Here is a 13,505-nt window from a genome sequence, read left to right as displayed (position 1 = left end):
TTATTTTACTTCTGGTTAACGCTATCGCGGCTGTCTGGCCGCGCTGGAGTTGCAGGTTTAGGGATGTCAACGGATGCGGAGCGCGCTGGGAGGCCCCCGCGTCTTGTTGAGACGGCTCCGCGAAGTGATGGCCGAACAGGTCAGCGCTCAGGAACGGCTCGACAAGATCGTGGTGCTGATCGCCGCCAACATGGTGGCGGAGGTCTGCTCGACCTATGTGCTGCGCGTCGACAACACCCTTGAACTCTACGCCACCGAAGGTCTGAACCGCGACGCCGTCCACCAGACGGTGCTGACAGCGCATGAGGGTCTCGTCGGTCTGGTGGCCTCCGAGGCCACGCCGCTGAACCTGTCGAACGCCCAGTCGCATCCGGCCTTCTCGTATCGCCCGGAAACCGGCGAAGAAATCTATCATTCGTTCCTCGGCGTGCCGATTCTTCGCTCGGGCAACACACTCGGCGTGCTGGTGGTGCAAAACCGCGCCCACCGCACCTATGTCGAGGAAGAGGTCGAGGCGCTGCAAACCACCGCGATGGTGCTCGCGGAAATGATCGCGTCGGGCGAACTGTCGTCCATCGCAAAGCCGGGCGCCGAACCCGCCGCGCGCCACTCGCTGCACAAGACCGGCGCCATCCTGTCGGACGGCATCGCGCTCGGCCATGTGGTGCTGCACGAACCGCGCGTCGTCATCACCAATTATATTGCCGAAGACCTGCCGAAAGAAGTCAAACGGCTCGACAGCGCGATCCTGAAGCTGCGCGCCGATCTCGACCGGATGCTGGAACGCGGCGACGTAGCGGACGGCGGCGAGCATCGCGACGTTCTCGAAGCCTATCGCATGTTCGCCAACGACCAGGGCTGGCAGCACAAGCTGCACGAGGCGGTTGCCACCGGCCTCACGGCGGAAGCGGCAGTGGAACGCGTGCAGTCCGACACCCGCGCCCGCATGCTGCGCTCGACCGATCCGTACTTGCGCGACCGCCTGCACGATCTCGAAGATCTCGGCCACCGTCTGATGCGCCAGCTCGTCGGGCAGGATCACGCGCCGTCGCGCGAGCAATTGCCTGACAACGCCATCCTGATCGCCCGCTCGATGGGTCCGGCGGCGCTGCTCGATTACGACCGCAAGCGGCTGCGCGGTCTGGTGCTGGAAGAAGGCACCGCCAATTCTCATGTCTCGATCGTCGCGCGCGCCCTCGGCATTCCTGCGGTCGGCGAAGTGGCGAACGCCGCCGGCATCGCCGATCCCGGCGACGCCATCATTGTCGACGGCACCTCGGGTTCTATCTACATCCGCCCGTCGCAGGAAATCCAGTCGGCCTATGCCGAACGCGTGCGCTTCCGGGCGCGGCGGCAGGAGCAATACCGCGAACTGCGCGACAAGCCCTGCGTCACCAGGGACGGTCAGCCGATCGATCTGATGATCAACGCCGGTCTCGTGATTGACCTGCCGCACATCGACGACACCGGCTCATCCGGCATCGGATTGTTCCGCACCGAATTGCAATTCATGGTCGGGCAAAGCCTGCCACGCAGCAGCGAGCAGCTTGCGCTCTATCGCGCAGTGCTCGATGCCGCCGGCGACAAGCCGGTGACCTTCCGCACCCTCGACATTGGCGGCGACAAGGCGCTGCCTTACATGGACACGATCGTCGAGGAAAATCCGGCGCTGGGCTGGCGCGCAATCCGCCTCGGTCTCGACCGACCGGGCTTGTTGCGCGGACAGATTCGCGCGCTGCTGCGCGCCGCATCGGGACGTTATCTGCGCGTGATGTTTCCGATGATCTCGCAGGTCGACGAATTCGATCAGGCCAAGCTGGTGATCGAGCGCGAACTGACCTATCTGCGCCAGCATGGCCACACGCTGCCGGAGCGTGTCGATGTCGGCACCATGGTCGAAGTCCCAGCGCTGCTCTACCAGATGGACGAGTTGCTCAAGCGCGTCGATTTCATTTCGGTGGGATCAAACGACCTGTTCCAGTTCCTGTTCGCGGTGGATCGCGGCAACTCGCGCGTCACCGACCGCTTCGATACGCTGTCGGCGCCGATCCTGCGTGCGCTGCGCGACATCGCGAAGAAAGCCCAAGCCGCCGGCAAGTCAGTTTCGCTGTGCGGCGAAATGGCCTCACAGCCGCTCGGCGCGCTGGCGCTGATCGCACTCGGCTATCGCTCGCTGTCGTTGTCGGCCACCGCGCACGGCCCGGTGAAAGCCCTGATTCTCGATCTCGACGCCAAAAAAGCCGAAGCGATGGTCACGCCCCTGCTGGATGCCCCGGCCGGAAGCGTATCGATCCGCAACAAGCTGATGGAATTCGCCGAAGCCGAAGGGCTTTCGTTGTAGCGACGCTTCCGGACACCTGCGAAGCCCGCCTTTGAATTCACTCCTGATCGATCGAAACCGATGACCACGCTGCCCGAAGCCAAACTCGATACATTGCTGGCGCGCCATGCCTCGCTGGAAGCCGAACTGCTCGGCCAGGTGAATTCCGAAACCTATGTCCGCATCACCCGCGAACTGAGCGAGCTCGCGCCGGTGGTCGACGCCGTAAAGGCCTATCGCACGGCGGTCGGCGAAATCGCCGGCATCGATGCGTTGATTGCCGATCCCGCCATCGAGCCCGACATGCGCGCCATGGCGGAAGGCGAACGGCCGCAGCTTGAGGCACAACGCGACGAACTGGCCCAGAATATTCGCGTCGCGCTGTTGCCGAAAGACGCCATGGACGAGCGCAACGTGGTGCTGGAAATCCGCGCCGGCACCGGCGGCGACGAAGCCTCACTGTTTGCAGGCGACCTGTTCCGCATGTATGAGCGCTTCGCATCCTTGCAGGGCTGGAAGGTCGAAGTGATCTCGGCCTCCGAAGGCACCATGGGCGGCTACAAGGAAATCATCGCCGAGGTGCAGGGCCGCGGGGCATTTGCCAAGCTGAAGTTCGAGTCCGGCGTGCATCGCGTGCAGCGCGTGCCAGACACCGAAACGCAGGGCCGCATCCACACCTCCGCCGCGACGGTGGCCGTGCTGCCGGAGCCCGAGGAGGTCGATGTGGTCATTAAGAATGATGACCTGCGGATCGAAACCATGCGCGCGCAGGGTGCCGGCGGACAGCACGTCAACAAGACCGAATCCGCCATCCGCATCACGCATATCCCGACCGGCATCGTCGTCATGATGCAGGACAGCCGCTCGCAGCATAAAAACCGCGCCAGCGCCATGAACATCCTGCGCTCGCGCATCTACGACGCCGAACGGCAACGCATCGACGCAACACGTTCCGCCGAGCGCAAGGGACAGGTCGGCTCCGGCGACCGCTCCGAGCGCATCCGGACCTACAACTTTCCGCAAGGCCGCGTCACCGACCATCGCATTAATCTCACGCTCTACAAGCTGCCGCAGGTGATCGCGGGCGACGCGCTCGGCGAACTGGTCGACGCGCTGACCACGGAGCATCAGGCCGCGCAACTGGCGGAACAGGGCAACGCCGCGTGAGCGCGAACATCCCGTTCGCAGGATTGACGGTCGAAGCCGCCCGCCGCGCGCTGGCAGCGAATCTCAAGGATAACAGCATCGAATCCCCCGACCTCGATGCACGGCTACTGATTGGCGCCGCGCTCGACCTCGATCATACCGGCCTGGCCACCCAGGCGGCGCGGAAGATCGCCGAGGACGAAGCGGCAATCATCGAAACCTACGCGCAGCGCCGGATTGCGCACGAGCCAGTTGCCCGCATCCTTGGCCGGAAGGAATTCTGGGGTCTCGATCTTCACCTTTCCAGAGACACGCTGGTCCCCCGCCCCGATACCGAGACAGCGGTCGAGGCTGCGCTGGATATTCTGCGCAGCGAGTCCCGCGTCGGCCATGCGCTCCGCATCGCCGACATCGGCACCGGCTCCGGCGCTATTCTGCTCGCGCTGTTATCCGAACTTCCCGCAGCGACGGGTGTCGGCACCGACATCAGCGCGGGTGCGCTGGCGACGGCGGAGATGAACGCTCAGCGGCTCGGTCTCGCCAGCCGCGCCTCGTTCATCCGATGTGATTACGCCGCTGCGCTGTCCGGGCCGTTCGATCTGATTGTTTCGAACCCACCCTATATTCGCTCAGCCGACTTTGCGGCGCTCGATCCCGACGTGCGCGACCACGACCCGCATCTCGCGCTGGACGGCGGAACGGATGGGCTCAATGCCTACCGTGCAATCGTCCCGCAGGCGGCGAGTTTGCTCGCCCCTCACGGAATCCTGATTTTCGAGGTCGGATACGACCAGAGCGCTCCCGTGGGCGAAATCATGCGTGCTGCGGGACTAACCCTCCCACACCCGCCCAGAGCCGATCTGGGCGGCATTCATCGCGCCGTCATGGGACGAAAGACGGCGTTTTAAAGGGCGTTTGGACCAGAAAAAACCTCTTGGAATATCGCCCCGGAGCGACTACGTTCCGATCACACCATCGGTTCAGGGTCGTGGCCCCGTTAAGGAATGACGGGTCGGAGCCAGATGTCTCGCAAGGGACGCCCGCCGGATGAAAGGTTCCTAAAAGGCTGGTCATGACGAGCGCGAAGGCTGAAAGAGCTGCGCTGCTCGGGACCGCAAAGCGAACGAAAGCCTGATATTGCGCTTGAACACTCATCTGCAAAACGTCACGCCTGCTGGCTCAGGCTGATCGGCCCAGATGGCTCATTGCCTTCGGGCATTTGGAGAACGCGTCCTTGTTGAACGCGAACGACGGCAACTACGGTCTAAACCTGACGGCATCGCCGCTTGCGCGAATGCATTGCGCCGTGTCCTGCACACCAACCATCACGATCCAGAATCGGTAAAAGGCACCACATGAGAAACGGCCCGAATAACAACAAGCGCATGCGCAGCCGGAACAACAACAATAATAATAACAATAACAACAACCGGCGCGGCCAGAACCCGATGACCCGGGTTTTCGAGTCCAACGGACCGGACATCAAGATTCGCGGCACCGCCTCTCACGTCGCAGAGAAATACGTTCAACTCGCACGTGACGCGCGCTCGTCCGGCGATCCGGTTGCAGCCGAGAACTACTATCAGCACGCCGAACATTATTTCCGGTTGATCGCGGCGGCGCAGGAACAGTTTCGGCAGAACCAGCCGCAACAGCAGCAGCCGATGATGCCGCGCAACGATAGCGATGCGCTCGACGACAACGGCGACGATGGTGATAGCTATTCCAACTTCGGCGCGGAGCCAGGCTTTGCGCCAGGTCACCAGCAGCCACAACCGCAGTTCCAGCCGCGCGAGCAGCAGCCGTTCCAGCGCGAACAGCAACAGCCGCGCGAGCATTTCCGTGATCGTTCGCAGCCGCAGCCGCAACCTTCCGTGCAACCGGCCGAAAGCGAGGCGGCTGTCGATCGGCTTCCGTCATTCATTACCGGAGGCGCGCAGCCGCAACCGAACGGAAACAGCGCGGAGCCGAACGGCAATCAGAACGGCGAGCGCTTCGGTCATCGCCGCCGCCGGCGTCCGCCCGGTCCGCGTCCTGAAGGTCAGAGTGCACAGCCTCCGGCGGAAGATTTCTCGGCCGGCGAATAAGTCCGGTCTGATAGCGCGGATTGAACTGCCCGTCTGAGCAAAACTCGGCGGGCAGTTTTGTTTTCAGCCGGCTGACGACTCGTCGTTGTAGCGCGTCGGCGTCGGCACAAGCACCGGCGGCATCGACGGAATGAGGCGCGTGCGCTCGCGATGCGCCGGGATCGCGCGATAAACCTGCTTTGACGCCTCGACGATATGGACGCCCGCAAACGGCGACGATACCGCTGCGCTCATCCGCTCCCACGCCATCGCAGACCGCAAAACCCAACCGCTTTCGAACGGGGGCACGAACAGCGCTTCGCCCCACGCCGTCGGGGTGAACCATGTCTGCCGCAGCAATTGGGTGATCTGCGAACGCGAGTAAGGACGGCCGTGGCCGAATGGAGTGCTGTCGGTCCGGGTCCAGACGCCGCCGCGATTGGGAACGACCACCATCATTCGCCCTGATGGCGCCAGCACGCGCCATACCTCGCGCAGCAGTCCTTCCGGATCGTCGCAGATCTCCAGCGCGTGAACGATCAGAATGCGGTCGATCGCAGCATCGGCCAGCGGCAACGCAAATTCATCCACCAGCGTGGAGAGCGTCGGACGCGCGGTGGGCCATTTGAGCACGCCCTGCGCCGCAGGCATCAATGCGATACAGCGCTCGGCGTCCTCGCGGAACAGACCGAGATAGGGCGTCGGATAACCGAGCCCCGCGACGCGCAGGCCGTCCGCATGCGGCCAGTGCCGCTGGATACCACGATTGATCAGCCGCCGGGCCACGGTGCCGAGGCGTTGCGAATAGAAATTACGCAGATCGATCACGTCGATTGTCATGGCGCCAATGTAACATGGCACGCTCCTGAATGCAGCGCACCGCCAGCGATCCATGGAACGGCGTTAACGTCTTTCACTCGACAAGACGGCCGTGTTAACTTAGCCGCGCCCCGACGAATGGAGACGTCATGACTGCCGAGATTCGCCTGTTTCCCTGCCTGTCCGACAATTTCGGCTATCTGATTCATGATCCGGTCACCAAAGCCACCGCCTCGATCGACGCCCCGGAGGCCGGACCGATCATCAAGGCGCTGCAGCGCGAGGGCTGGACCCTGACCGACATTCTCGTCACGCACCATCATGCCGACCATGTCGGCGGCATTGCCGAACTCAAAACAAAATATAACTGCCGCGTTGTCGCGCCTTTCGACAAGGGAACGGCGATCGCGCAAGTGGACGAGCGGGTCAAGGAAGGCGACACCGTCAAGGTCGGCAATCTCGCTGCCCGCGTGCTGGAAACCCCGGGCCATACCCTCGATCACATCAGCTATGTGTTCGATGCCGACCGCGCGCTGTTCTGCGCCGATACACTGTTCTCGATCGGCTGCGGCCGCGTGTTCGAAGGCACTTATCCGATGATGTGGGACTCGCTGTTGAAGCTGCGCGCGCTGCCCAACGACATGCGGGTTTACTGCGGCCACGAATATACCGCGTCCAACGTCAAGTTCGCGCTCGGCATCGAGCCCAATAATCCCGCGCTGAAGGCCCGCGCCGAGGAAGTGGCGAAGCTGCGCGCCGCGAACCAGCCAACGATTCCGACGCTGATCCGCGATGAGAAAGAAGCCAACACTTTCCTGCGTGCCGACGTTCCTGCCGTGGCGGCCGCCGTCGGACTCCCCGGCAAGAGCCCGGCCGAGGTGTTCGGCGAGATACGCGAACGCAAGAACAAGGCATGACGGATCGAGCAACGGCTGGACTGACCGCCGAAGAGATCATCGCGCGTCTCGCGTTGAAGCCGCATCCCGAGGGCGGCCACTATCGCGAGACATTTCGCGACGATCGCACTGTCGATGGCGCGCGCGCGGCGTCGACCGCAATCTATTTCCTGCTGGCGCGGGGCGAGAGGTCGCACTGGCACCGCGTCGACGCGGTGGAAATCTGGCACTATCATGCCGGCAGCGCATTAACGCTCAGAATCGCCGATGATAATGGCGAACATGCCATTGCACTCGGCCCCAATGTGACGAGTGGTGAGCAACCGCAAGCCATTGTCCCCGCCCACGCCTGGCAGGCCGCGGAGAGTAACGGCGACTGGACGCTGGTCGGCTGCACCGTCGCGCCTGGTTTCGACTTTGCAAAATTCGAACTGGCTCCGCCGGGCTGGAGTCCGGCCTGAGCTTAGTTACTCGGGCATGATCTGATCCGAACCCCGGTTTCATCCCACGGGCCAAGCCCGAGGGTATGCTTTTCGGGATCACGCCTTGCCGAACACCATGTTCTTCGCAGCGATCAATCCGCCAACCGCGATCAGCGCCGCCGCAACGGCGAGCGCCGCAGTCGGCTTGGCGAATCCTGCGAGAATCAGAAACGCCGTCGACAACAGCGGCGTGGCATAGGAGGCCGCACCGAGGACGCGAATATCACCGCGCTTCATGCCGATGTCCCACGCAAAGAACGCGATGCCGACCGGGCCGATGCCGAGCGCCACAATGGCCAGCCATTGCGTCATCGTCTCGGGCCAGATCGTGACCTCGAGTGCGAAGTGACACATCGCGGCCAGAACCGCCGTGGCCAGACAGAACCCGGCGACCGCGTCGGTGGGTACTGCGGCGAACCTACGCGACATGACCGAGTAACCGGCCCAGACGAACGCGGCGACGAAGGCCGCGACAAAGCCGGGAATGTGGGCCGGATTGAACTGCGATCCGCCGTTGCCTGCGAACAGCATGACCGTTCCGGCAAAGCCGAGAACTGCACCGATGATGTGGTGTGGCGCAAGGCGCTCGCCCGGCAGCAGCGAAGAGAGCAGCACGATCAGCAGCGGCCACAGATAATTCAACAGGCCGGCTTCAGCCGGCGGCGCAAGCCGCAACGCCAGAAAATAAAGCGCGTGATAACCGAACAGCCCACCGATGCCGACCAGCCAGACCGCGAGCGGCTGGCGCAAGGCGCGGATCGCCCCCGGCCGCCACGGCCACGTGACCGGCCCCATGCAGGCGCCGACGGTGAATGTCATCGCCAGCAGCTGAAATGGCGGCACACGGCCCGTTGCCACCGTGAGCGCTGCAAGCAGCGACCACATGATGATGGCGGTCAGGCCGATAAGGGTGGCGGACGATGTGGTCATCGCGGATCAATGGCACTCAATCCGCGGGGACGCCATACATCACACCAGATACTGCCCGCCGTTGATGGTCATCGTCGAACCGGTGATGAAGCCGGACTCGTCGGAGGCGAGGAAGACGACGCCACGCGCGATTTCCTCGGGCTCACCGAGCCGGTTCACCGGAATCTGCGGGATCACGTTCTTCTCCAGCACGTCTTTCGGCACCGCCTGAACCATTTCGGTGTTGATGTAGCCGGGGCAGATGGCATTCACGGTCACTCCGCCGCGCGCGTTCTCGAGCGCGAGGGCCTTGGTAAACCCGATGTCGCCGGCTTTCGCCGCCGAATAGTTGACCTGTCCGAACTGGCCTTTCTGGCCGTTGATGGAAGATATGTTGATGATGCGTCCGAACTTGCGCGCGCGCATCCCTTCAATGACCTGCCGTGTCATATTGAACAGCGACCCGAGATTGGTGTTCATCACGGCGTTCCACTGATCGAGTGTCATCTTGTGGAACGGCACGTCGCGGGTGATGCCGGCATTGTTGACCAGCACATCGATCGGCCCAAGATCGGCCTCGACCTTCTTTACGCCGTCCGTGCAGGCATCGAACGCGCCGACATCCCACTTGTAAACCGGGATTCCCGTCTCGGCCTTGAATTTCGCGGCAGCATCGTCGTTGCCGGCATAACTTGCCGCAACCTTGTAGCCCGCAGCTTTCAACGCCTTGCTGATCGCCGCGCCGATGCCGCGCGTACCGCCTGTTACCAATGCCACGCGTGCCATATTGAGTATCCCCTCCGCAGTCCACTGAAGTGTTTTTGGAGGATAACTATTCAGGCCAATTGCGATAACAGCAAGAAAAAATGCCCGGCAATGTGCCGGGCATTTGGATTTTATATTGTGCAGTGCGCTCGAAAGATTTTTATCGCTCGACGCACAAGGCGATGCCCATGCCGCCGCCGATGCACAGCGTGGCGAGGCCTTTCTTGGCATCCCGCTTCTGCATTTCGTGCAGCAAGGTCACCAGTACGCGCGCACCCGATGCGCCGATCGGATGACCGATGGCGATCGCGCCGCCGTTGACGTTGACCTTTGCGGGGTCCCAGCCGATTTCCTTGTTCACGGCGGAAGCTTGCGCCGCGAAGGCTTCGTTGGCCTCGATCAGATCGAGATCGCCGGGCTTCCAGCCGGCCTTCTTGAGGGCCGCACGCGAGGCCGGGATCGGTCCCGTGCCCATGATCGAGGGATCAACGCCCGCTTGCGCCCACGACACAATCCGCGCCAGTGGCGTCTTGCCTTCCTTGGCGGCCTGCTTGGCGGTCATCAGCACCAGCGCCGCGGCGCCGTCATTGATGCCCGACGCATTGCCCGCAGTCACGGTGCCGTCTTTCTCGAAGGCAGGTTTGAGCTTGGTCATGCCATCCATCGACGCACCGTGGCGCGGGCCTTCGTCGGCCTCGACCACGATGTCGCCCTTGCGGGTCTTCACGATAAAGGGAACGATCTCGTCCTTGAACTTGCCGGCCTTCTGCGCCGCCTCGGCCTTGTTTTGCGAACCGACCGCGAACTCATCCTGCTGCTGACGCGTGATCTGGAATTGCCGTGCGACATTCTCGGCGGTGTTACCCATGTGATAGCCGTTGAAGGCATCCCACAGGCCGTCCTTGATCATGGTATCGACGAATTCAAGCCCGCCCATTTTCACGCCAGCGCGCAAATGCTGGGCATGCGGTGACATGCTCATGGATTCCTGACCGCCGGCGACGACGATTTCGGAATCGCCATTCATGAGCGCCTGATAGCCCAGCGCCACGGTGCGCAATCCGGAGCCGCACAGCATGTTGACGCCCCAGGCCGGGCTTTCCACAGGAATGCCGGCTTTCATGGCCGCTTGTCGCGCCGGGTTCTGGCCCTGCGCCGCGGTCAGGATCTGGCCCATGATGACTTCGGAAACGCGGGCAGGTTCGACGCCAGCCCGCTCCAGCGCGGCCTTGATTGCAACCGCTCCCAGCTCGTGGGCCGGGGTATTGGCGAATGCGCCGTTGAATGTGCCGACCGGGGTACGGGCAGCGCTGACGATGACGACATCGTCGGACATGGACATCTCCTGATTTTGAAGCCGAAATGACTTGAGATCGCGAGGGGGGCCCGCCAGTAGCTTGGCTGGCCTGAATTCCCATTAACCTATCCGTTTTGCGTCAATCGGCCAAAGGCATTCTGGTCGTTTGCTGCAATTGCGTTCTTAGCATGCCGCGACATTAACCGTCCTGCACAAAACGGTAGCCGTACCATTCTGAAAGTGCTTAGTTTATTGCGATGCATTGTTTGCACTGCCCTCGGCAACGTTCGCCGGTTCCATTCCTCGCTAGGTAGGTATGTGTGAGTCCATGGCAAAATCCGATCAGCCAATTACCATTAAAAAGTACGCCAATCGGCGCCTCTACAACACGGGCACCAGCACCTATGTGACGCTCGAAGACCTCGCGGCCATGGTGAAGGAAGGCGAGGATTTCCTCGTCTACGACGCGAAGACCGGCGATGACATCACCCGCTCGGTGCTGGCGCAGATCATCTTCGAACAGGAAAACAAGGCCGGCCAGAACCTGCTGCCGACCACGTTCCTGCGTCAGTTGATCCGCTTCTACGGCGACAGCATGCAGATGGTGGTGCCGAAGTATCTGGAGCAGTCGATCGACACGCTGACGCGCGAGCAGGAAAAGTTCCGCAAGCAGATGACGAACACGTTCAGCAACACGCCATTCGCGCCGCTTGAAGAGCATGTTCGCCGCAACATGGAAATGTTCGAGCGTACATTTGCGATGTTCAAGCCATTCGGCGCGCCCTTGCGGAAGGAAACTCCATCGGCGGAATCGCCGCCGACAGCCAGCGAACCTGCCGAGGGAGGCATCGACGATCTCAAGCGTCAGATGAAGGAGATGCAGGAGCGTCTCGAGCGGATGTCGAAAGAATCCGAAAACAAGAGCTGAGTTATCGGCGTCGCCGCGCCTGCGCGACGACGCCGTTTCCCATAGAAGACAGCGTCAGCTGGATGCGCGTGCGACCTCGGGTTGCTGCATCATGGCATCTGAAGCCCACGGCTTCGTCAGCGACGCCAGTCCGGTAAGCCGGCCCTGAATGTAGTCACAGCCCCAGCCGCGCAGCAGTTGGGCGGATTCTTCATCCTGCACCCATTCGGCAACCGTCTTGATGCCGAGACGATGCGCAAGATCGATCAGGGTTTGTACGAATGCCCGGTCATCGGCCGACCGCGCGATGTTCTGCACGAAAGCGCCGTCGATTTTCACGATGTCGACGCCAAGTTTTCGCAGATTGCGGAATGATGTGTAGCCGGCGCCGAAATCGTCGATCGCAATACGGCTGCCGAGTTTTTTCAGCCGCGTGACGAAGCCACGGACATCGTCCAGATTCTGGATCGCCACCGTTTCGGTGATCTCCACGATCAGCCGTTCGGCGGCGCCCGGATGGGTCTGCATTAGCGATTCGATGCTGGTCCACCAGTCGGGATCCATTGTCGTGCCGGGCGAGATATTCAGGCTGAGCTGCACGTCGGGCGCCGCCGCCAGTTCCGCCACCACCAGCTCCAGTACACGGTGATCGACCAGCCGGATCAGTCCAAGTTTCTCGGCGACCGGAACGATGTCCGGCGACAGCGAATACTCGCCGTCCTCCTGGCGCATCCGCACCAGACATTCATGAAACGCAGGTTCTCGCATGTCCGCCGTGACCACCGGCTCATAGGCCATCACGATGCGGCGTTCGTTCAATGCCGTGACGATCTCATCGGTGACGCGGATGTTGACGCGGCGCTGCGCATCACGCTCGACGTTCGGCTGCCACACCATCAGCGACCCACGGCGGCGCGCCTTGGTGAGATCGAGCGCTTCCTGGGTCCGGCTCATCGCCTCCTCAAGCGTGCGCGCATGCCGGAGCGCGTTGATGGCGCCGATCGATGCCGTCACAGCCACGGGGCCTGACCGCGTCGGCACCACTTCATCGCGAATTCCGGACAGGAAACGCTCCGCGGCGATATTCATATCATCGACGGAGCAGTTCTTCAGGATCAGCCCGAACTTGTTACCGGAAAAACGCCCGAGCACATCGCCGCCGCGTAGCCGCGCGCGGATACGCTTCGCCACCTCACGGATGACCTCGTCTGCAACCTCGTAGCCGAAGGCATCGTTGATCGCGGCCAGATGATCGATGCCCACCAGCATGAAGGCGAAGGAGGTGCGGAATCGACCGGCCTCTTCGATCGCTTCGGCCAGCGCTGCCGTCAAACGCGTGCGATTGAATTCGCCGGTCAGCGGATCGTCCTGCGACAATTTCAGAAGCTGCTCATCGCGGGCGTGACGCTCGTTGTTGATGCGAATAACGGCGTGGGCACGGGATGGCTTGCCATCGGGGCCGGCGAACCAGCGGCCGCACTCATCGATCCACAGCACCGGCGCCGATATGCCGACACGCAAACCATATTCAACCTGATAGGGCACGCCGTTCCCGGTATCGACCGCCGTGGAATTCAGCACGGCGTCGTTGCGGATGCCGCGCCTCGGCTCGATCAGTTTTGAAAATTCGGTCGCTTTCGACAATGCCGCCTGCGGAATGTCGGTCAGAACCGCTGCGACATTGTCGCTCCACTGCAAGGTATCGTTCGCGATGGTCCAGGTCAGGCTGGCCTGACCGAGGGTCGCGAGAAGGTCCCCGCCGGCCGGCGTCGCGCGGCGGAGAGTATGGTTATCCGCGGACGCAGGCATTGGCTCGGAAGGAATCGAGGTTTGAATCCGGCTGATTGTCAAAGGTGCCTCGTTCCGGGACGTGCGGAGGGTGATTCGATTGCTGAAAT

12 protein-coding genes are annotated in these 13,505 nt (G+C 62.4%); 7 read left to right on the top strand and 5 right to left on the bottom strand.

What is annotated here, in order from left to right:
• Positions 1 to 73: 73 nt before the first annotated feature.
• From ptsP to LVY71_RS02245, 4 genes are all read left to right on the top strand, one after another.
• Positions 74 to 2,341, top strand: a complete 2,268-nt coding sequence (gene ptsP / locus LVY71_RS02260; protein WP_235097784.1) for a phosphoenolpyruvate--protein phosphotransferase — start codon at positions 74 to 76, stop codon at positions 2,339 to 2,341.
• A 60-nt stretch (positions 2,342 to 2,401) separates the two neighbouring features.
• Positions 2,402 to 3,487: a peptide chain release factor 1 gene (gene prfA, locus LVY71_RS02255; RefSeq protein WP_235097782.1), complete on the top strand. Its 1,086-nt coding sequence runs from the start codon at positions 2,402 to 2,404 to the stop codon at positions 3,485 to 3,487.
• The gene (gene prmC / locus LVY71_RS02250; RefSeq protein ID WP_235097781.1) at positions 3,484 to 4,374 is read left to right on the top strand and encodes a peptide chain release factor N(5)-glutamine methyltransferase; all 891 of its coding nucleotides are present in this window, start codon (positions 3,484 to 3,486) and stop codon (positions 4,372 to 4,374) included. The genes prfA and prmC overlap by 4 nt, the downstream gene beginning before the upstream one ends.
• 447 nt (positions 4,375 to 4,821) lie before the next feature.
• Positions 4,822 to 5,553: a DUF4167 domain-containing protein gene (locus tag LVY71_RS02245; RefSeq protein ID WP_235097779.1), complete on the top strand. Its 732-nt coding sequence runs from the start codon at positions 4,822 to 4,824 to the stop codon at positions 5,551 to 5,553.
• A 63-nt stretch (positions 5,554 to 5,616) separates the two neighbouring features.
• Here the strand turns inward: LVY71_RS02245 and LVY71_RS02240 are convergent, their stop codons facing one another.
• Positions 5,617 to 6,372: a class I SAM-dependent methyltransferase gene (locus LVY71_RS02240; RefSeq protein ID WP_235097777.1), complete on the bottom strand. Its 756-nt coding sequence runs from the start codon at positions 6,370 to 6,372 to the stop codon at positions 5,617 to 5,619.
• 128 nt (positions 6,373 to 6,500) lie between these two features.
• On the opposite strand from LVY71_RS02240, the gene gloB reads away from it, so the two are divergent.
• Both gloB and LVY71_RS02230 read left to right on the top strand, forming a co-directional pair.
• Positions 6,501 to 7,268, top strand: coding sequence for a hydroxyacylglutathione hydrolase (gene gloB / locus LVY71_RS02235; RefSeq protein WP_235097775.1), 768 nt, complete (start codon positions 6,501 to 6,503; stop codon positions 7,266 to 7,268).
• Positions 7,265 to 7,708 (top strand): cupin domain-containing protein, encoded by a 444-nt coding sequence (locus LVY71_RS02230; protein ID WP_235097774.1) that lies wholly within the window; start codon positions 7,265 to 7,267, stop codon positions 7,706 to 7,708. The genes gloB and LVY71_RS02230 overlap by 4 nt, the downstream gene beginning before the upstream one ends.
• Before the next feature lie 78 nt (positions 7,709 to 7,786).
• On the opposite strand, the gene yddG is transcribed toward LVY71_RS02230, so the two are convergent.
• The 3 genes from yddG to LVY71_RS02215 all read right to left on the bottom strand — a co-directional run bounded on the left by yddG (position 7,787) and on the right by LVY71_RS02215 (position 10,739).
• Entirely contained in the window at positions 7,787 to 8,659 is an 873-nt protein-coding gene (gene yddG, locus LVY71_RS02225) for an aromatic amino acid exporter YddG (RefSeq protein ID WP_235097772.1), read from the bottom strand.
• A 39-nt stretch (positions 8,660 to 8,698) separates the two neighbouring features.
• Positions 8,699 to 9,424, bottom strand: a complete 726-nt coding sequence (gene phbB, locus LVY71_RS02220) for an acetoacetyl-CoA reductase (RefSeq protein WP_235097770.1) — start codon at positions 9,422 to 9,424, stop codon at positions 8,699 to 8,701.
• 139 nt (positions 9,425 to 9,563) lie between these two features.
• The gene (locus LVY71_RS02215; protein WP_235097767.1) at positions 9,564 to 10,739 is read right to left on the bottom strand and encodes an acetyl-CoA C-acetyltransferase; all 1,176 of its coding nucleotides are present in this window, start codon (positions 10,737 to 10,739) and stop codon (positions 9,564 to 9,566) included.
• A 289-nt stretch (positions 10,740 to 11,028) separates the two neighbouring features.
• Here LVY71_RS02215 and phaR point away from each other — a divergent pair, with 289 nt between their 5' ends.
• Positions 11,029 to 11,628 carry a polyhydroxyalkanoate synthesis repressor PhaR gene (gene phaR / locus LVY71_RS02210; RefSeq protein ID WP_235097765.1) on the top strand — a complete coding sequence of 200 codons (600 nt, stop codon included), beginning with the start codon at positions 11,029 to 11,031 and terminating at the stop codon, positions 11,626 to 11,628.
• A 54-nt stretch (positions 11,629 to 11,682) separates the two neighbouring features.
• On the opposite strand, the gene LVY71_RS02205 is transcribed toward phaR, so the two are convergent.
• Complete coding sequence (locus LVY71_RS02205) at positions 11,683 to 13,416, bottom strand: bifunctional diguanylate cyclase/phosphodiesterase (RefSeq protein ID WP_235097763.1); 1,734 nt, start codon at positions 13,414 to 13,416, stop codon at positions 11,683 to 11,685.
• Between the last annotated feature and the right edge of the window lie 89 nt (positions 13,417 to 13,505).

The organism is Bradyrhizobium sp. G127, assembly GCF_021502575.1.
Taxonomy (GTDB): domain Bacteria; phylum Pseudomonadota; class Alphaproteobacteria; order Rhizobiales; family Xanthobacteraceae; genus Afipia.
This window is presented reverse-complemented; position numbering and strand designations above follow the sequence as displayed.

Excerpts from the sequence above, each read along its gene's own strand:
- ptsP (WP_235097784.1), top strand. The coding sequence starts at position 74 with ATGCGGAGCGCGCTGGGAGGCCCCCGCGTCTTGTTGAGACGGCTCCGC.
- prfA (WP_235097782.1), top strand. The coding sequence starts at position 2,402 with ATGACCACGCTGCCCGAAGCCAAACTCGATACATTGCTGGCGCGCCAT.
- LVY71_RS02245 (WP_235097779.1), top strand. The coding sequence starts at position 4,822 with ATGAGAAACGGCCCGAATAACAACAAGCGCATGCGCAGCCGGAACAAC.
- LVY71_RS02240 (WP_235097777.1), bottom strand. The coding sequence starts at position 6,372 with ATGACAATCGACGTGATCGATCTGCGTAATTTCTATTCGCAACGCCTC.
- gloB (WP_235097775.1), top strand. The coding sequence starts at position 6,501 with ATGACTGCCGAGATTCGCCTGTTTCCCTGCCTGTCCGACAATTTCGGC.
- LVY71_RS02230 (WP_235097774.1), top strand. The coding sequence starts at position 7,265 with ATGACGGATCGAGCAACGGCTGGACTGACCGCCGAAGAGATCATCGCG.
- yddG (WP_235097772.1), bottom strand. The coding sequence starts at position 8,659 with ATGACCACATCGTCCGCCACCCTTATCGGCCTGACCGCCATCATCATG.
- phbB (WP_235097770.1), bottom strand. The coding sequence starts at position 9,424 with ATGGCACGCGTGGCATTGGTAACAGGCGGTACGCGCGGCATCGGCGCG.
- LVY71_RS02215 (WP_235097767.1), bottom strand. The coding sequence starts at position 10,739 with ATGTCCGACGATGTCGTCATCGTCAGCGCTGCCCGTACCCCGGTCGGC.
- phaR (WP_235097765.1), top strand. The coding sequence starts at position 11,029 with ATGGCAAAATCCGATCAGCCAATTACCATTAAAAAGTACGCCAATCGG.
- LVY71_RS02205 (WP_235097763.1), bottom strand. The coding sequence starts at position 13,416 with ATGCCTGCGTCCGCGGATAACCATACTCTCCGCCGCGCGACGCCGGCC.